16 protein-coding genes are annotated in these 18,362 nt (G+C 72.3%); 9 read left to right on the top strand and 7 right to left on the bottom strand.

Annotated elements, in window-relative coordinates:
* Positions 1-69: 69 nt before the first annotated feature.
* On the bottom strand, positions 70-1,497 hold the full coding sequence (locus tag ABD875_RS09250) for an FAD-binding oxidoreductase (RefSeq protein ID WP_345173694.1): 1,428 nt from the start codon (positions 1,495-1,497) through the stop codon (positions 70-72).
* A gap of 125 nt (positions 1,498-1,622) precedes the next feature.
* Here ABD875_RS09250 and ABD875_RS09245 point away from each other — a divergent pair, with 125 nt between their 5' ends.
* Together ABD875_RS09245 and ABD875_RS09240 are read left to right on the top strand one after the other, a co-directional pair.
* Positions 1,623-4,958, top strand: coding sequence for an ATP-binding protein (locus tag ABD875_RS09245; protein ID WP_345173692.1), 3,336 nt, complete (start codon positions 1,623-1,625; stop codon positions 4,956-4,958).
* A 4-nt stretch (positions 4,959-4,962) separates the two neighbouring features.
* Positions 4,963-6,138 (top strand): MFS transporter, encoded by a 1,176-nt coding sequence (locus ABD875_RS09240; protein WP_345173690.1) that lies wholly within the window; start codon positions 4,963-4,965, stop codon positions 6,136-6,138.
* Between the two features lie 133 nt (positions 6,139-6,271).
* On the opposite strand, the gene ABD875_RS09235 is transcribed toward ABD875_RS09240, so the two are convergent.
* Complete coding sequence (locus ABD875_RS09235; protein ID WP_345173688.1) at positions 6,272-6,844, bottom strand: cob(I)yrinic acid a,c-diamide adenosyltransferase; 573 nt, start codon at positions 6,842-6,844, stop codon at positions 6,272-6,274.
* Between the two features lie 196 nt (positions 6,845-7,040).
* On the opposite strand from ABD875_RS09235, the gene ABD875_RS09230 reads away from it, so the two are divergent.
* From ABD875_RS09230 to ABD875_RS09210, 5 genes are all read left to right on the top strand, one after another.
* A complete protein-coding gene (locus tag ABD875_RS09230) occupies positions 7,041-7,349 on the top strand; it encodes an STAS domain-containing protein (RefSeq protein ID WP_345173686.1) in 309 nt (102 codons plus the stop codon).
* Positions 7,350-7,419: 70 nt separating this feature from the next.
* Positions 7,420-9,420: a protein meaA gene (locus ABD875_RS09225; RefSeq protein WP_345173684.1), complete on the top strand. Its 2,001-nt coding sequence runs from the start codon at positions 7,420-7,422 to the stop codon at positions 9,418-9,420.
* Positions 9,421-9,440: 20 nt separating this feature from the next.
* A complete protein-coding gene (locus ABD875_RS09220) occupies positions 9,441-10,886 on the top strand; it encodes a PAS domain-containing sensor histidine kinase (RefSeq protein ID WP_345173682.1) in 1,446 nt (481 codons plus the stop codon).
* A gap of 72 nt (positions 10,887-10,958) precedes the next feature.
* Positions 10,959-11,162 carry a hypothetical protein gene (locus ABD875_RS09215; RefSeq protein WP_345173680.1) on the top strand — a complete coding sequence of 68 codons (204 nt, stop codon included), beginning with the start codon at positions 10,959-10,961 and terminating at the stop codon, positions 11,160-11,162.
* A gap of 28 nt (positions 11,163-11,190) precedes the next feature.
* Positions 11,191-11,715 (top strand): ferritin, encoded by a 525-nt coding sequence (locus ABD875_RS09210; RefSeq protein WP_345173678.1) that lies wholly within the window; start codon positions 11,191-11,193, stop codon positions 11,713-11,715.
* Between the two features lie 2 nt (positions 11,716-11,717).
* Here the strand turns inward: ABD875_RS09210 and ABD875_RS09205 are convergent, their stop codons facing one another.
* Complete coding sequence (locus ABD875_RS09205) at positions 11,718-12,239, bottom strand: hypothetical protein (RefSeq protein WP_345173676.1); 522 nt, start codon at positions 12,237-12,239, stop codon at positions 11,718-11,720.
* Positions 12,229-14,058 carry a right-handed parallel beta-helix repeat-containing protein gene (locus ABD875_RS09200; RefSeq protein WP_345173674.1) on the bottom strand — a complete coding sequence of 610 codons (1,830 nt, stop codon included), beginning with the start codon at positions 14,056-14,058 and terminating at the stop codon, positions 12,229-12,231. Before ABD875_RS09200 ends, ABD875_RS09205 begins: the two co-directional genes overlap by 11 nt.
* A 52-nt stretch (positions 14,059-14,110) precedes the next feature.
* Here ABD875_RS09200 and ABD875_RS09195 point away from each other — a divergent pair, with 52 nt between their 5' ends.
* Complete coding sequence (locus tag ABD875_RS09195) at positions 14,111-15,028, top strand: FAD-dependent oxidoreductase (RefSeq protein ID WP_345173672.1); 918 nt, start codon at positions 14,111-14,113, stop codon at positions 15,026-15,028.
* 46 nt (positions 15,029-15,074) lie between these two features.
* The gene (locus ABD875_RS09190) at positions 15,075-16,508 is read left to right on the top strand and encodes a PAS domain S-box protein (protein WP_345173670.1); all 1,434 of its coding nucleotides are present in this window, start codon (positions 15,075-15,077) and stop codon (positions 16,506-16,508) included.
* On the opposite strand, the gene ABD875_RS09185 is transcribed toward ABD875_RS09190, so the two are convergent.
* The 3 genes from ABD875_RS09185 to nucS all read right to left on the bottom strand — a co-directional run bounded on the left by ABD875_RS09185 (position 16,505) and on the right by nucS (position 18,324).
* Positions 16,505-16,831 (bottom strand): DUF952 domain-containing protein, encoded by a 327-nt coding sequence (locus ABD875_RS09185; protein WP_345173668.1) that lies wholly within the window; start codon positions 16,829-16,831, stop codon positions 16,505-16,507. The genes ABD875_RS09190 and ABD875_RS09185 overlap by 4 nt on opposite strands.
* Entirely contained in the window at positions 16,828-17,550 is a 723-nt protein-coding gene (locus ABD875_RS09180) for a class I SAM-dependent DNA methyltransferase (protein WP_345173666.1), read from the bottom strand. The genes ABD875_RS09185 and ABD875_RS09180 overlap by 4 nt, the downstream gene beginning before the upstream one ends.
* A gap of 96 nt (positions 17,551-17,646) precedes the next feature.
* On the bottom strand, positions 17,647-18,324 hold the full coding sequence (gene nucS, locus ABD875_RS09175; RefSeq protein WP_345173664.1) for an endonuclease NucS: 678 nt from the start codon (positions 18,322-18,324) through the stop codon (positions 17,647-17,649).
* Positions 18,325-18,362 lie beyond the last annotated feature (38 nt).

Genomic DNA, 18,362 nt, shown 5'->3' with positions numbered 1-18,362 from the left:
GGCGTGCAGGCCGTGGGAAGTGCGGGTTCGCCTGGATCACCTGGTGAACCTGCGACGACGCCAGCGACCTCAGGCGGTCGGCGAGCCGTCCTCGAAGAGCCGCGGGATCGCGTGGTTCGCCAGGAACACGCCGTGCGGGTCGACCGCGCTCCGGATGCCCGTGAGCTGGGTCCACACGTCGTCGCCGTAGATGGCGCGCGCGTCGACCGGGTTCTCGGCGAAGTTTCCGTACTGGCGGCCGTTGGCGAACGGTGCCAGGGCCTGGGTGAGGCGGACCGCGTCGGCGTGCACCTGGGCGCCCATCTCCGGGGACATCACCATGCCGGCGCCGAAGCTGACGAACTGGGCGTCGAGCCGGTCGACGACCCCGCCGCCGTCGTGGGGACGGCTGAGGGCGCCGCCGAGCTGGCGGAGCTCGGCCATCAGCAGGGAGGTACGGGCGTCCGGCCCGGCCTCGGCGAGGAACGCGTCGACGGCGGCGTCCGGGAACGACCCGAGCATCGCGCTGTCCGAGAGCGCGGGGGCGCCGCCCTCCGGGTCCATGTGCAGCCGCACCAGGGCCTTGGCAGGCACCCGGCCGAAGGTGTCGATCTCGGGCTGGAGCGCCCGCAGCCCGGCGAGGAGCTCGGCGCCCTGCTCGTCGGAGCCGAGGACGGCGCCGTCGATCACGACCAGCTCGCGGCCGCGCAGGAAGTCCGGCAGCTCCGGGAGGGGAGGCAGCCGCATCGCGCGGAACGCCGTGGTCACCTCGTCGGGCGCGGTCGGGGCCCACGCGGCCCACTCGCGCAGCACCGGCTCGATCCGGGCGAGGTCCCAGATCAGCATGCCGGCGTACGCCGACTCGATGTCGAACATCGCGAACTCCAGCGCAGTGACCACGCCGAAGTTGCCGCCGCCACCGCGCACGGCCCAGAAGAGCTCGGCGTTGGTCGTGGCGTCGGCGCGCACCAGGGTGCCGTCACCGATCACGATCTCGACGGCGGTGACGCTGTTGGCGGCCAGGCCGAGCTTGCGCGCGTACCAGCCGATGCCGCCGCCGAGCGAGTAGCCGGCGATGCCGACGTCGGGCGACGAGCCGTGCAGGACGGCCTTGCCGTGGACGGCCGCGGCGTCGACGGCCGGCTCCCAGATCGCGCCGCCCTCGACGCGGACGATGCCGCGGACCGGGTCGGCGATCGCCGTGGCCATCTCGGACATCCGGACGATCACGACGTCGTCGAGGCCCTGGGCCGCGAGCGGGCCGGCGTTGTGGCCGGTGCTCTGCGGCGCGACGCGCAGGCCGGCGTCCGCGGCCACGCGGACGACGGTGGCGACCTCGGCGGCGGTGCGGGGGAGCGCGACGGCCGCCGGCCGCTGGTCGACGGCGAAGTTCCAGGCGACGCGCGCGCCGTCGTACCCGGCGTCCCCGGGCAGGTGCAGGCGGCCGTCGAGGAGGCCGCGCAGGGCGTGGGCGCGGGGGAGGGAGGTCCGGCTCTGGGTGTCGAGCTCGATGGTCATGCGGGTGACTCCTTTGTCGGGGTGTGCGATGTGGCTCGGTGGAAGGACCATGCCGTCGCGCACTTGGAGCCGACTTTGACCCGACTTGGACCGCGCCCGGCGCCCGGTTTCCCTAGGCTGTGCGCGTGGAGGTGTCCGTCCTCGGTCCGATCGAGGTGAGCCTGGCCGGAGCGCCGGTGGATCTCGGCACACCCAAGCAGCGCGCGCTGGTCGCGGCGCTCGCCCTCTCGCGCGGCTGGCCGGTCTCGGTCGACACGATCGTGGACCTGCTCTGGGAGGACTCGGCGCCGCCGGGCGTGACCGCGACGCTCCAGGCGTACGTCTCGCAGCTGCGCAAGGTCATGGAGCCGGAGCGCGAGCGACGCGCGCCGGCGACGGTGCTGGTGACGGTGGCACCGGGCTACGCGCTGCGGGTGCCCGAGGAGAGCATCGACGTCGAGCGCTTCCAGCGGGCCGTCACCGAGGCGCACCGTCGCCTCCAGCCGCTCGGATGGGGCCCCTCCCCGCTCGACGCCGGCCAGCTGACCGCGGAGCTGGCGACGCTCGACGAGGCGCTCGCGCTCTGGCGGGGCACGCCGTACGCCGAGCTGGGCGATGCGGACGCCGCCGTGGCCGAACGGGCCCGGCTCGAGGAGCTGCGCCTGGTCGCGCTGGAGGACCGCGCGCTGGTCGGCCTCGCCCTCGGACACCACGCCACGGTGGCCGCGGAGATGGAGGCGCTGATCGCCGCCCACCCGCTGCGGGAGCGGATGTGGGCGCTGCACGCGCTCGCGCTCGCCCGGTCCGGACGGCAGGCCGATGCACTCGAGGTGCTGCGGAAGGTCCGCGAGGTCCTGGACGAGGAGCTCGGCCTGGAGCCGTCGGCCGAGCTGCGCGACCTCCAGACCGCCGTGCTGCGCCAGGACCCGGAGCTGGAGTGGGTCGCCCCGGACGCCGGAACCGCCCCGGCGGCCGAGCCCGCCCCGGTCGCCGCCGTGCCCACGCCACACCCGTCCTCGGAGCTGGTCGCTCCCTGGCCGATGGTGGGTCGAGACGCCGACCTCGAGTCGCTGATCGACGTCGTCGCGGCGGCCGAGGCCGGTCAGCCGTCGTACGCCGTGATCACCGGCGACCCCGGCATCGGCAAGTCCCGGCTGGCCGCCGAGCTGATCATGCGGATCCGCCAGCGCGGCCTCCGGGTGCTCGTCGGCCGGTGCTCGCAGGACGACGGTGCCCCGCCGCTGTGGCCGTGGAAGACCGTGCTCGACGGGCTCGGCGTCAGCCTGCTCGACGAGGATCTGGTGGCCGAGGGGGAGAGCGGGCAGTTCCGGACGTGGGAGCGGATCGCGGGCGCCGTCCGTGAGGCCGCCCGCGACGAGCCGCTGGTCGTCGTGCTCGACGACCTGCACTGGGCCGACACCTCGACGTTGCGGGTCCTGCGGATCCTGGTGGAGACCACCGACCAGGCCCGGCTGCTGGTGGTCACGACCTGGCGCTCGCACCCGGAGCCGACCGGAGTGCTGGCCGAGGTGGCCGAGGCGCTGGCCCGGATGCACGCGCTCCGGCTCCAGCTGTCCGGGCTCGCGCCCGACCAGGCGGCCACGGTGTTCGAGAGCGTCACCAGCCGCGAGCTCGACCCGAACGACGTCGCGCTGCTGAGCGCGCGCACCGACGGCAACCCGTTCTTCCTGGTCGAGTTCGCCCGGCTGGCCGGCGAGCGCGGCGAGCGGGGAGCGGCGGCCGAGGAGCTGCCGACCGCGGTGACCGAAGTGCTGAACCGCCGCCTGGAGCGGCTGCCGGAGCAGACGGTGCGCGCCCTGCGCGCGGCCGCCGTGGTCGGCCGGCAGTTCGACACCCCGACGCTCGCGCTGGTCACCGGGATCGACGAGGACGACCTGCTCGACGTGGTCGAGCCGGCGCAGGCCGCCGGGCTGGTGCGTGAGGACGGCATCGACCACTTCCTGTTCGCGCACGCGCTGGTCCGCGACACGCTCCGGGCCGGCCTGAGCACCAGCCGCCGGGCCCGGGTCCACGCCCGCGCCGCCGAGGCGCTGACCGGCGTGCCCGGCCGCGAGACCGAGGTCGCCCGGCACTGGCACGAGGCCGGGCCGTCGTACGCCGACCGCGCGTGGCGCTCTGCGGTCGACGCGGCCGCCCTGGCCCGGCGCTACTACGCCTACGACGAGGCCGCGGAGATGCTGCAGAGTGCGCTGGCCTCGATCGACGGCGACGGGCAGGCCACGCTGCGCGACCGCTACGACCTGCTGATGGCGCTGATCGAGGAGTACCGCTGGGCGGCCCAGCTGCCCGACCTGGTCGCCACCGTCGAGCAGGCGATCGTGGTCGGCAAGCAGCTGCGGGACCCGGAGGCCGTGGCGCGCGCGGCGATCTCCACCACCATCGGCGTCCTGTGGCGCTCCGGCCCGCCGGGCGGCATCAACGAGGACGTCGTCGCGGCGCTGCGCGGCAGCCTCGAGCGGCTCGCACCCGACGACTCCGAGCTGCGCGCGCGCAGCATGCTGGCGCTCGCCAACGAGATCGACCTCGCGATGTCGTACGAGGAGCGTCGCGCGCTGTGCGAGGAGGCGTTGGCGATGGCGCGCCGGCTGGCCGACCCGGTGCTGATCATGGACGCGTGCCAGATCTCGTTCGTGGCGCTGTGGCTGCCGCGGACCGCTCCGGAGCGGCTGGAGCTGATCACCGAGGCGATGGAGATCGCCCGGGCCGAGGGCCGGGAGCGGAGCTTCGTCGTGTCGGCCTGCCTGCGCGCCGCGGTCCTGAGCGAGCTCGGCCGCCGTGAGGAGCTGTTCGCGGCCGTCGACGTCGCCCGCCGCGAGGCCGAGCGGCTGCGGATCGCGTTCGGCGAGACCGTGCTCGACGGGATCGTGGTGCCGTGGCTCGCGATGGCCGGGCGCTTCGACGAGTGCGACCAGGTGATCGAGCACCTCCACCGGGTCTCGAGCCGGCTGTCCCACACGAACGCCGACGAGTCCGTGCTCAGCTCGCTGCTCGCGCTGCGGTTCTGGCAGGGCCGGCCACTGGAGATGGTGCCGGTGCTGCTCGAGTTCGAGGCGACGCCGTACCCGTTCTCGGCCAGTGTCGTGCACTACCTCTGGCGCGCCGGCGAGCACGACCGTGCGCGGGAGTACTACGCCGAGCACGGCGTCTCCCTCGACCACGAGAACGAGATCTCGCTGCTCGCCTGGTGCCACGCCGCGGCGATCGCGCTGTACCTCGGCGAGCGTGCCCTCGGCGCCGGCGTCTACGAACGCCTGGTCGGGTACGCCGGCCGCTCGTGCTGCGCCGGCTCGGACCTGGCGTCCGGTCCGGTCGACGGCTACCTGGCGATGGCCGCGGCGGCGGTGGGGGAGCTCGACCTGGCTGCCACGCACGCGGACACGGCCGAGGCACTCAGTGAGACCTGGGACATCCCACTCTTCGGAGCCTGGGTGAGGGAGACGCGGGCGGCGTACGGATACTGAGTCGGTGCCTTCCCTCCTCCACACGCGCAACGCGGTCGCTGCCAGCTTCGCGCTGAACGGGTTCTGCTTCGCGACCATGGTCTCGCGGCTCCCCGACATCCGCAGCGGGCTCGAGCTCGACAACGCCTCGCTCGGCCTGCTGCTGCTCGCGATCTCCGTCGGGTCGGTCATCGCGCTGCCGCTCAGCGGCCGGCTGATCGACCGGTTCAGCGCGTCGATGGTGACCCGGTTCGGCGCGGTGCTGGTGTTCGTCGGTCTGACCGTCGCGATGACCGGGGTCGTCACCGACATGATCGCGCTCGCCGCGTTCGGCCTCTTCATCGACGGCATCGGCATCGCGACCTGGGACGTGTCGATGAACGTCGAGGCCGCGGAGGTCGAGCGGCAGCTCGGGCGCACGATCATGCCGCGGTTCCACGCCGGCTGGAGCTTCGGCGCGTTCACCGGTGCGGGCATCGGCATCCCGATGGCAGCGGTCCACGCGCCCCTGGTGCTGCACGTCGCCGGGTTCGCGGCGGTGGCCGCCGTGGCGACCTGGCGGGCCGCGGCGTCGTACCTCCCGGCCCAGGAGGAGCACCCCGACAAGCCCGCCGCGGGCTCGTGGACGCCGTGGAAGGAGCCGCGCACGCTCGCGATCGGCGTGATGGTGATGGCGTTCGCGCTCTCCGAGGGCGCCGCGAACGACTGGCTGTCCCTGGCGCTGATCGACGGGTACGACGTCGCGCACTGGGTGGGCGTCGCCGGCTTCACGACGTTCGTGATCTCGATGGTCGCCGGCCGGCTCTTCGGCCCGGTGGTCCTCGACCGCTACGGCCGGTCGCCGGTGCTGTGGGGCAGCGCCGCGGCGGCGTTCGCCGGGATCCTGATGATCGTGTTCGGCGGCAACGTCGTGCTGGTCGGCGCCGGCATCGTGATCTGGGGGCTGGGCGCCTCGCTCGGCTTCCCGGTCGGCATGAGCGCGGCCGCCGACGACCCGTTGCGTGCTGCCCGCCGCGTCAGCACGGTGTCGACGATCGGCTACACCGCGTTCCTCGCCGGCCCGCCGCTGCTCGGCCTGCTCGCCGACCACATCGGCACCCTCGAGACGCTGCTGGTGATCGCCGGGCTGATGGTGCCCGCCGCGGTCACGGTCTTCGCGGCCCGCGAACGCGAGCCGGTCGCGGCCGCCAGCGACGGCTAGCCGGTCGGGCGCGGGCCGTCGCGGCGGGGGTCATCGGGCGCCACTTCTCAGGCAAACCTGTCACTTCTCAGGGGTTGCAACGGCCGAGAAGTGCCGGATTCCCCGGTGCACCGGGGAATCCGACAGCACCCGCCTACCGCTCGCCGCCCGGCACCCACAGCACGTCGCCGTTCTCACGGTTGGCGTGCCGGGCCAGGATGAACAGCAGGTCGGAGAGCCGGTTCAGGTAGGTGATCGCGAGCTGGTTCATGGTCTCGCCGTGCACCTCGTACGCCGCCCACGCGGACCGCTCCGCGCGCCGGGTGACCGTGCGCGCGACGTGCAGGAGCGCGGCACCGGGGGTCCCGCCGTTGAGGATGAAGGAGCGCAGGCTCGGCAGCGACTCGTTGTACTGGTCGCACCAGGCCTCGAGCCGGTCGACATACGCCTGCTCGATGCGCAGCGGCGGGTACTCCGGGTCGGGCACGACGGGGGTGCAGAAGTCCGCACCCACGTCGAACAGGTCGTTCTGGACCGTGGTCAGCACCGCGACGACGTCCTCCTCGAGTCCGCCCTGCGCGACCGCGACGCCCAGGTGGGCGTTGGCCTCGTCGACGTCGGCGTACGCCGCCAGCCGCAGGTCGGTCTTCGTGGTGGTGCTCATGTCGCCGAGTCGGGTCTCCCCGCCGTCGCCGGTGCGGGTGTAGATCCGGGTGAGGTTGACCATGGAGGCGAGGGTATCCGGCCGCTGGCATGCGGCCGGAGGTCGCCGGGTACGACCCGCTTGTGGACGCGACACGGCGGAAATCTCCGGCTGAGTGAGGCAACCTTCCGGCGTTCTACCGCGTCATAGTGAGTAACACCACTCCATCGCGAGATGGCGCAACCGGGGAGTCTCAGGGCCCCGGAGGACGGGGTAGACCATGGAGATCCTCACCGACGGGCCGGTGCTGCACCTCAGCGGCGACTTCGACGTGCGCAGCACGTGGGAGGTCCGCACCGCCATCTACGAGCACCTCGAGGGACAGGACTCCGACGTCGTCGTCGACCTGACCGAGGTCACCACCATCGACATGACCGCGCTCAAGGTGCTCGCGGTCGCGACCCGCCGCGCCGCCGCGGCCGGCCACCACCTCACGCTGCGCGGCTGCGGCCCCGCCGTACGCCGGATGCTGCACCTCTCCCACCTGATCCGCATCGTCGAGGTGGAGCGCGTCGCGGTCTCCGCCTGACGGTGGGCCCCGATGTCGGATACCCCACAGCCGGTTACCAATCGGTAGCCGCCGCCCTACCCTCGGACCCATGACGGAGAAGGATCGTCCCTGGGTGATGCGGACGTACGCCGGGCACTCCACGGCCGCCGCGTCCAACGCGCTGTACCGGACCAACCTCGCGAAGGGCCAGACCGGCCTGTCGGTCGCGTTCGACCTGCCCACGCAGACCGGCTACGACCCCGACTCGCCGCTCGCGCGCGGCGAGGTGGGCAAGGTCGGCGTACCGGTCCCGCACCTCGGCGAGATGCGCCGGCTGTTCGAGGACATCCCGCTCACGGCGATGAACACGTCGATGACGATCAACGCCGTCGCGATGTGGATGCTCGCGATGTACCAGGTCGTCGCCGAGGAGCAGAACCCCGACCTCACGCCCGAGGAGGTCGCCGCCCAGCTCGCCGGCACCACCCAGAACGACATCATCAAGGAGTACCTCTCCCGCGGGACCTACGCGTTCCCGCCCGAGGCCTCGATGCGGCTGATCGCCGACATGATCGCCTACACCGTCCACCAGATCCCGAAGTGGAACCCGATCAACATCTGCAGCTACCACCTGCAGGAGGCCGGCGCGACCCCGACGCAGGAGCTCGCGTACGCGCTGAGCACCGCGATCGCCGTGCTGGACCAGGTCAAGGACTCCGGGCAGGTCAGCGACGACGACTTCGAGAAGGTCGTCGGGCGGATCTCGTTCTTCGTCAACGCCGGCGTCCGGTTCGTCGAGGAGACCTGCAAGATGCGGGCCTTCGTGCAGCTCTGGGACGAGATCACCCAGGAGCGCTACGGCGTCCAGGACCCGAAGATGCGCCGCTTCCGGTACGGCGTGCAGGTCAACTCGCTCGGCCTGACCGAGGCGCAGCCCGAGAACAACGTCCAGCGCATCGTGCTGGAGATGCTCGGCGTGACGCTGTCCAAGAACGCCCGCGCCCGCGCGCTCCAGCTGCCGGCATGGAACGAGGCGCTCGGCCTGCCCCGGCCGTGGGACCAGCAGTGGTCGCTGCGCCTGCAGCAGGTGCTCGCCTTCGAGTCCGACCTGTTGGAGTACGACGACATCTTCGACGGCTCGCACGTCATCGAGGCCAAGGTCGCGGAGCTGGTCGAGGGCGCCCGCGCCGAGATCGACCGGGTGCAGGCGATGGGCGGCGCGATCGCCGCCGTCGAGTACATGAAGTCGGAGCTGGTGTCGTCGCACGCCGCCCGCCGGGCCCGGATCGAGTCGGGCGAGGAGGTGATCGTCGGGGTGAACAAGTTCGAGACCACCGAGCCCTCGCCGCTGACCGCCGACCTCGACGGCGCGATCATGGCGGCCGACCCGGAGGCCGAGAAGACCGCCCGGGCGAGCGTCGAGGCGTGGAAGGCCCAGCGCGACGAGACCGAGGTCGCCGAGGCGCTGGCCGCGCTCGCCGCGGCCGCCAAGACCGACGCCAACCTGATGGCGCCCACCCTGGTCGCCGCCCGTGCCGGCGCGACCACGGGGGAGTGGGCCGCGACCCTGCGTGAGGTGTTCGGGGAGTACCGCGGCCCGACCGGTGTCGCCGGCGCGGTGGCGCTGTCGATGGCCGGCTCGGCGGGGGCGGAGCTCACCGCGGTCCGAGAGCGGGTGAAGGCGACCGGCGACGAGCTCGGCGGCCGGCTCCGGCTGCTGGTCGGCAAGCCCGGTCTCGACGGGCACTCGAACGGCGCCGAGCAGGTCGCCGTACGCGCCCGGGACGCCGGCTTCGAGGTGATCTACCAGGGCATCCGGCTCACCCCCGAGCAGATCGTCGCCGCGGCGGTCGCCGAGGACGTGCACTGCATCGGGCTGTCGATCCTCTCCGGCTCCCACATGGAGCTGGTGCCCGACGTCCTCGACGGCCTGCGCGAGGCGGGGCTGGGCGACGTGCCGGTCATCGTCGGCGGCATCATCCCCGAGTCCGACGGCCGCCGGCTGCGCGAGCTGGGCGTCGCGGCGGTCTACACGCCCAAGGACTTCGGGCTGACCGAGATCATGGGCGGCATCGTCGACGTGATCCGCCGGGCCAACGACCTGGACTGATGTCGTCCTAGACTCCGCTCATGGCGGACCTGGTGACGCCCGGCGATGCGCTGCTGCGGCTGTTCGAGGAGACCGACGACGCCCGCGCCCTCCTCGACGCCGACGGCACGGTCGTGCTGGTCAACCGCAGCTGCGAGGCGCTGCTCGGTTGGCGCCGCGACGAGCTCGTCGGGCAGTCCAAGGCCGTGATCATCCCCGAGCACCTGCGCGACGAGTACGCCCGCCTGCGGGAGCTCCTCGTGGCGTCCGACTCCCACGACGCGATCCGCCTGAACCTGCGCGCCAGCCACCGGGACGGCCGCGAGCTCCCGGTCCGCCTCACGGCCCGGCTGATCCACCTCGGTGACGACCGGCTGGTCTCCCTGGTCCTCCAGCCTCGGGCCGAGGGCGAGGGTGACACCGGCTTCCGTGAGCTGCTCGACGCGCTGCTCGACGGCAACGTGATCGTCGACGGTGACGGTCGCATCGTCATGGTCAACGAACAGCTCGAGACGCTCTTCGGCTACGAGGAGGGCGAGCTGGTCGACCAGCCGGTGGAGGTCCTGGTCCCGGAGGCCGCGCGCGGCGTCCACGCCACGCTGCGCAACGGCTTCACCGGCAAAGCGCGGCGACACGCGATGGGGATGGGCAACCGGGTCCTGGGGTGTCGCAAGGACGGCTCGACCTTCCCGGTGCAGGTCCTGCTCTCCTCGATCGGCACCGAGGACGGCGTGCTGGTCTCCGCCACCGTCCGCGACCTCTCCGGGATGGAGGAGCTGATGTCGGCCAACGACCGGCTCCGCGGACAGTTCCTCGCCACCGTCTCGCACGAGCTGCGCACCCCGCTCACCACGATCATGGCCAGCTCGGAGATGCTCGTGGACTCGCTGGCAGGGGTGGACGAGGCCGCTCGGAACCAGGTCGAGGTCTTCGCCGACCGGATCATGCGGGCAGCCCGTCGCGAGCTCACGCTGATCGACGACCTCCTGGCCCTCACCTCGATCGAGGCGTCCCGGGAGCAGGTGTCGAGCGGGTACGCCGACCTGGCCGTCGTCGCGCGTGGCGCGCTCACGCACCTGCGCGACCGGGCGAGCGCACGCGGGCTCACCGTGGAGCTGTCCGGTCCCGACATCCCGCTCCTGGTGCCGGTCCACGAGGGCTGGCTCGCCCGCGCGGTCGGGTGCCTGCTCGACAACGCCGTGAAGTTCACCCCGTCCGGTGGGCGGGTCCTGGTGACGCTCACCGCCGGCGACGAGGCGCGCCTGGAGGTGTGGGACTCGGGCCCGGGGATTCCCCCGGACGAGGAGCACCTCGTGTTCGACCGCCTCTACCGGGGTCAGAACGCGGTGGCCGACGAGACCCAGGGCGCCGGGCTCGGGCTCACCATCGCCCGCTCGATCGTGGAATCGGCCGGGGGAACGCTGGTCGCCGTCCCCGGAGCCGGGGGCAGGTTCCTCCTGTCGCTGCCCTTCGCGAGGCCGCGTTGACGCACCGGGCAACGTTCTCATGTCGAGATCATGAGGTAAGGCTGTCCTAACTCCTGTGCTACGGTTCCGGCCGTGGGCAAGAAGAAGGACTCCAAGTCGAAGGTGGCCAAGCTGCCGAAGATGGAGTGCTGCGTGTCCAAGTCCCGGTGCAACCGGTGCCCGATCCAGATGCTGAAGGACGGCTGCCTGCCCGCGGGGTATACGGTCAAGAAGCGCAAGCTCGTGCGAGTGGACGGCAAGAAGGTCTCCAAGAAGAAGCTCGCCAAGGCTGCCTGACCCCCGAACCGCCTGACCAGGAGATCCTGTGGCCGCAACCCGCTTCGTCGAGCAGCTCAACGTCCAGATCGGCAACGAGCTCTCCGCCCACAACCAGTACCTGGCGTGCGCGATCCACTACGACGCGCTGACGATGCCGCAGATGGCGGCCTTCTTCTACGCCCAGGCGCTCGAGGAGCGGGCGCACGCGATGATGATGGTGCAGTACCTCCTCGACACCGACGCCGAGGTCGCGATCCCCGCGGTGGAGGCCCCGGTCAACCAGTTCGAGGACGTCGTCGCCCCGGTCGCGCTCGCGCTGGACCAGGAGAAGCGCGTCACCGAGCAGGTCAACGGGCTGCTGCGCATCGCGCGCGAGGAGTTCGACTTCGCCTCCGAGCAGTTCATGCAGTGGTTCATCAAGGAGCAGGTCGAGGAGGTCGCGACGATGAGCGACCTGCTCGCGGTGGTGAAGCGCAACGTCGACGACGTCGAGGACATCGAGGAGTACGTCGCCCGCGAGCAGAAGGGCGAGGGCGCCGACCCGACCGCTCCCCGCGAGGCCGGCGCGTAGCCTCAGCCCGGCGGCCGCGAGGTCGCCGTGGAGTTCGGGCAGAACGCCTCCCGTGGCGAGCCGGTGTGCAGCTCCTCGGGCAGCGTCACGGTGACGTCCCCGCGGTCGGTGGCCAGCACGACCTCGGTCACGAACGCGCCGGCTCGCGCCGACAGCGACTCGCAGCCGCTCATCGCCAGGTCCAGCACGACCGCGGCCGCCTCGCCCGGCCCGATCCGGACCGGCGTGAGCGCGGCCGGCTGGAACAGGCGCGACGGCGGCTGATCGGCCGCCAGGCCGGTGACGGACACCGGCCGGGCGCCGTCGTTGGCGAGCCGGAAGGAGTAGCGCAGCGTCCCGCGGTCGTCGTACCGGACCTGGCGCACGGTGCGGTCGGCGATGACGAAGACCGCGCTCGCCTCGGTGCCGGACACCGAGGTCGGCCCGGTCGCCGTCAGCTCGGCGTCGCTGCGAGCGACGGCCGCACCGCCGCCGGCCACCAGCAGGCTCAGCAGCGCGCCGGCGAGCAGCGCCCTACGCAGCACGGGCCCACCGCCGGCGCAGCCCGACGCTCACCGTGGCTGCGCCGAGGACCAGGGCGAACGGGGTGAGCAGCATCGCCGGGGAGCCCGAGGACACCCCGGAGGCGGCAGCCACCGGCCGGGCCGGGCTGTCGAACCACGAGCACGCCACCGGGTGCCGCCAGGTCGGGTCGTTGCGGTCGTACTGGCTGCAGGTGAGGAAGCCGGCGTCCTTGACCGGTGCGCCGGGCAGGAACACCGAGCCGCCGTCGGCGCAGGCCGGCGGGTCGACGATGAAGTTGTCGGTGCGCTCGGCCGAGCCGTAGTGGTTGTCCTCCCAGCAGTTGCCGACGCCCTGGTCGTCCCACCAGTGGTCCATCCCGTTCGGGTGCTCGTGGCCGTCCGGGTCGACGCCCATGTGGTTCTCGAACGTGTGGTTGCCGTTCGAGGTGTCGTAGAGGTGGGCCGGGTCGTAGTCGTCGCGCAGCACCGCCGGCACCCAGAACTGCATGGTTCCGTAGCGCCAGTTGTCGTAGATCCAGTTGTGGTCGGTCGAGTTGAAGTTGCCCCCGGCGATCAGCACGCCGGTGCCGACCGGCGTCGGGATCACCGGGCAGACCGTGCCGGTGAGGTAGCCGCGCTCCTCCATGGGCTCGGCGCAGACGCCGGTGTCGACGTACGCCGTGTAGTAGTTCGAGTTGTTGGAGTGGATGTCGTTGTGGCTCCAGCGCGCGTGGTCCTGCGGCAGGCCGGGGTGGCCGGGGAAGAGCGAGTCGGTGGCGATGCCGGTGGAGTTGTCGAAGAACTCGTTGTGGTGCGCCCAGATGGAGTTCCCGGCCGTGCCGGAGTAGCCGAGCGTGTTGTCGTGGCTGGAGTTGCGGCGGATCTCGATCGCGTAGCGCGTCGCCTGCAGCTCCTCGTTGTCGGCGTTGAGGTCCGACCCCGAGCCCGGGTAGATGCCGGAGTCGCCGTTGTAGTACGCCTCGGAGTCCTCGATGAGCCCGTGGTCGCTGGCGAACGCGAGGATGCCGTACTCGTCGTTGCCGCGCGCGACGACGTCGTCGATCACGAAGCCGTCGGTCTCCAGCACGTAGATCGCGTTGAACTCGGCCTGCTGGACCGTGATGCCCTTGAGGTAGAAGCCGCCCATCCGGTCCGCGCGGATCGCGTTCAGCTTCGCGAACCGGTTGTCGACGACCACGTCCTCGGGCCGGGCGCCGGTGCCGACGACCTGGGTCCCGCAGAACCTGCTGTCGCAGCGGATGCTGTCGTTGTCGGGGGTGCGGTCGCCGAACAACGCGATCAGGTTCAGGTTGTGAGCGCACCGGCGCTGGTCGGCGTACGAGAGCGCGATCGGGTTCGACTCGCCCGCCTCGGCCGCCTCGTCCGCGGCGCCCGGGTCGGGGGAGGAGATGCTGCCGATGTACTCCGACGACAGCAGCGGCTCGTCGGACTGGGTCCTCAGGTGGGCGCAGTAGTCGCTGCGCTGCTCCCGGGCGTAGCGCGCCTCGTGGTAGGTGCCGGGCAGGACGTACACCGAGGTCCGGCGCTGGCGGATCGAGTCGATGGCGGCCTGGATCGAGCGGAACTCGCAGTCGGCCAGCAGCCGCTCGCTGCGGCGCTTGGCCGCGCCCTCGGGCAGCGCGTCGACGGCGGCCGCGCTGCCGGGGGTGCACACCACGCGCTGCCGGGGGTTGTCGTAGCCCAGGAAGTCCGGCAGCTGGCCGGTGCCGTCGGGGAACTCGGCCGGTCGCTCCTCGTGGGCCTGGGCGGGGGCCGCCCATGCGACGCCGAGGGTGGCACAGACGACAGCGACGACCAGGACGAGCACGCGGCGGGGCATGCGTTGCCAACGAACCCGTCCCGAGGCGGGTTACGTACGACACACTGCACCCATGGCCGAACCCAACACGGAGCGGGTGATCGTGGTCGGCGCGGGCGTGGTCGGGCTGACCTGCGCCGTGCGCCTGCTGGAGGCCGGGCACCGGGTCGACGTGGTCGCCCGCGACCTCCCGCGCGAGACGACCTCCGCGGTCGCGGCGGCGCTCTGGTACCCGTACCGCGCACTCCCGCGGGACCGCGTGCTCGCCTGGTCGCGGACGTCGTACGCCGTGTTCGACGCGCTCTCGGACACCGAGCCCGAGTGTGGCGTGCGCATGGTGCGCGGCACCGAGGTGCTGCGCGAGCCGCAGCCCGACCCGTGGTGGAACGCCGCGCTCCCGGAGCTCGAGGCGACGCGCGACGTCCCGGACGGCTGGCACGGCGGATGGAGCTTCACGACCCCGGTCGCGGACATGCCCGTCTACCTGGACTGGCTCGCCCGCCGCGTCGCCGACCTCGGCGGCACCATCACCCGGCTCAACCTGGGTGCGCTCCCCGGTGGCCTGGTCGTGAACTGCTCCGGGCTCGGCGCGCGGCTGCTCGGCACGGACCGGACCGTGGTCCCGGTGCGCGGCCAGGTCGTCTTCGTCGAGCAGTTCGGGCTGGACCGGTGGTGGATGGACAACACCGGTCCGACGTACGTCGTGCCGCGCGAGCGCGACGTGGTGGTCGGCGGCACGGACGTCGAGGGTGAGTGGTCGCGGACCCCGCTGCCCGAGGTCGCCGAGGACATCCTCGCGCGCGCCGCCCGGCTCGTGCCGGAGCTGCGCGGGGCCCGGGTGCTGCGTCACAAGGTCGGGCTCCGCCCGGTCCGACCGGCGGTCCGCCTGGAGCGGGTCGGCGACGTCGTGCACTGCTACGGGCACGGCGGCGCGGGCGTCACGATGAGCTGGGGCGTCGCTGACGAGGTCGTCACACTGCTCGATCGGTAGTCGTGGCGTCCTGAACCGCCGGTCAGGTGCCGATATCGTCGGCCCCGTGGACGAGCAGACGGGGACGTTGCTGCGCAGCGTGCTCGACGCCGCGCCCGACGCGGTCCTGGTCGTCGACGCCGACGGCCGCATCGCGCTGGCCAACGCCCAGTGCCGTGAGGTCTTCGGCCACCTGCCCGACGACCTGGTCGGCCGGTCGGTCGAGGTGCTGGTGCCGGCGCGGTTCCGCGACCGCCACCCGGCCCGGCGCGGCGGCTTCACCGCCGACCCCGACCCGCGGCCGATGGGGCTGCTCCGCCTCGCCGCCGAGCGCGCGGACGGCACCGAGTTCGCCGCCGAGATCTCGCTCGCACCGGTGACGATCGCGGGGGCGGCGTACGTCTCGGCCACGGTCCGCGACCTGACCGGGCGGATCCTCGCCGAGGAGCGGTTCCGCAGCCTGCTCGAGGCGGCACCAGACCCGACGGTGATCATCGACGGCGACGCCTCGATCGTGCTCGCGAACAACCGGGTCCGCGACGTGCTCGGCTACGAGCCCACCGACCTGGTCGGCCAGCCGCTCCCCGTGATCGTCTCCCAGCCCGGGGAGCCCGAGCTGCTCGAGCGGTTCGAGGCCTACCTGGCGGCGCCCGAGGCGGTGCCGATGGGCTACACCCAGGAGTTCCGGGCCCGGCACCGCGACGGGCACGACCTGCCCATCGAGGTGTCCCTGTCGCCCGTCGAGACCGCGGACGGCGTGATGGTGTCCATCGCGATCCGCGACATGTCCGAGCGGCTCGCGCTCGAGGCCGAGGCCCAGCGGGTGCGGGACGAGCTGATCGCGACCGTGTCGCACGAGCTGCGCACCCCGCTCACGTCGATCATCGGGTACGCCGAGCTGATGCGCGACCTCGACGAGGCCGACCTCAGCCGCCGCGCCCGCAAGCAGCTGGCGATCATCGAGCGCAATGCCGCGCGGGAGCTGCAGCTGGTCGACGACCTGCTGACGATGGCGTTCATCGAGGGCAACCGGCTACGGATCCTGCGGACGCCGGTCGACCTCGGCGAGGTGGCCGCCCGTGTCGTCGGCGACCACGCGCTGGCCGCGCGCGAGCGCGGGCTGCAGCTGGTCTTCGAGCGGCGCACGGTGCCGCTCGTGCTCGGCGACTTCTACCGGCTGGTGCAGGTGCTGGAGAACCTCGTCACCAACGCCGTGAAGTTCACCGACCCCGGCGGCCGGGTCGAGGTGCGGATCGGCGAGCAGGACTCGATGGGCATCCTCGAGGTCCACGACACCGGCGTCGGCGTCCCCGCGGAGGAGCGCACCCGGCTGTTCGAGCGGCTCTACCGAGGGCCGGCGGCGGTCGCCGCGCACACCCAGGGCGCCGGGCTGGGGCTGTCGATCGTGGAGGCGATCGTGGAGGCGCACGGCGGCTGGGTCGCCCTCGAGAGCGAGGTCGGCGTCGGTACCGTCGTGCGCGTCGCGATCCCGTTCGCCTAGATGTGTTGTCCGAGCGGCGTGACGCCGACGACGGCCGCGGGGGCGATCGCGCCGTACACGTGGGGGAAGGTCTCGGTCATGCCCGGTGCGGGCGCCTCCTCGACGACGCGGACCTCGAGCAGGTCGGTGTCGATCTCCAGCAGCACCAGCGGCTCGGTGACGTCGGCGTAGAACGCCGCCCGCACGCCCTCCCACTGGTCGGCCCGGCTGGCGTGGATGTAGCCCTCCTGCTCGAGCGTCACCCCGCGGGTCGAGGTCGTGTAGGCACCGGTGCGCTGGGCTTCGTCCCAGTCGGCGGCGGTGGCGATGTGGAAGATCCTCACGCGTCGATCTTCCTCCACACGCTCACGTGCTTGGTGCTGGCGTTCGTGAACGGCGACCGGTCCCAGTCCGCCCAGCGGTGCTCCGGCCGCAGCCCGGCGATCCGGGCCATCAGGTCCAGCTCGCTCGGCCACACCTTGCGGAACGGGATCGAGCGCCGGTGGTAGGTCTCGCCGTCGGTCGAGGAGTAGTGGTGCGACCACGAGAGCTGGGTCGCGGCGTCGTGCTCGTCGATGCCCACGTGCTCGTCGGTGTGGTTGAAGACCCGGAACCGGTCGCGCAGGTGGGGTACGCCGACCTCGACCACGAACCGGCCGCCGGGCCGGAGGTGGGCCGCGGCGTTCTCGAACACCGCGACCTGGGCGTCCTGGGTCGTGACGTTGCCGATGGTGTTGAAGACCAGGAACACCAGGCCGAACCTGCCCTCGACGCGGGTGGTGGTCATGTCGCCGATCGCCACGTCGATCCGGTCGGCGCCGGGCTTGGCGCGCAGCTGGTCGACCATCGCCTGGGAGAGCTCGATGCCGTGCAGGTGCACGCCGCGCTCGCTCAGCGGCAGCGCGACACGGCCGGTCCCGATCGCGAGCTCGAGGGCTGCCTGGCCGTCGGCGAGCTCGGCGAGGACGTCCACCGTCGGGCCCAGCACCTCCGGCGCGAACATCTCGGGCGAGCCGGCGTCGTACCCCTGCGCGACGTCACCGTCGAAGAAGTTGGGCAGCATGCCGCCAGCGTGGTGCAACGCTGCGCTCCTGGCCACCGAGTTTCGAGTCGTCCGCCTGAGAACGCTCTCTAGCCACCTGAGAGGCGGACGACCCGGTCAGAACAGCCGGTGCGACGGGTCGTCGAGTCCGCGCAGCGCGTCGTAGTCCACGACCGCGCAGGCGATCCCGCGGTCGGTGGCGAGCACGCGGGCCTGGGGCTTGATCTCCTGGGCCGCGAAGATGCCGCGCACCGGTGCGAGCAGGGGATCGCGGTTGAGCAGCTCGAGGTAGCGGGTGAGCTGCTCGACGCCGTCGATCTCGCCGCGGCGCTTGATCTCCACGGCCACGGACGCCCCGGTCTCGTCGCGGCACATCAGGTCGACCGGGCCGATCGCGGTGGGGTACTCCCGCCGCACCAGCGTCAGGCCGGGGGCGAGCGTCGCCGGGTGGTCGGCGAGCAGCTCTTGCAGGTGCTTCTCGACGCCGTCCTTCTGCAGGCCGGGGTCGACGCCGAGGTCGTGGGTGGACTCGTGGTGGATCTCGTCGAAGAGGATCCGCAGGGTGTCGTCGGTCTTGGGGTTGGTGACCGTCCACTCCGGCCGCCCGTCATCGGCGGTGCCCTCGCGCAGGGTGCACGGCGGCGACATCCAGTTCAGCGGCTTGTAGGAGCCACCGTCGGAGTGCACGAGCACCGAGCCGTCGGCCTTGATCATCAGCACCCGGGTCGCCATCGGGAGGTGGGCGGTCAGGCGCCCGGCGTAGTCGACCTGGCACGTGGCAACGACGAGTCTCACGGGCGATGAATGTACTTGATCGTTCTAAGTTACTCGTG

Origin of the sequence: Nocardioides caricicola (genome assembly GCF_039541135.1) — a bacterium.
Classification (GTDB): domain Bacteria; phylum Actinomycetota; class Actinomycetes; order Propionibacteriales; family Nocardioidaceae; genus Nocardioides; species Nocardioides caricicola.
This window is presented reverse-complemented; position numbering and strand designations above follow the sequence as displayed.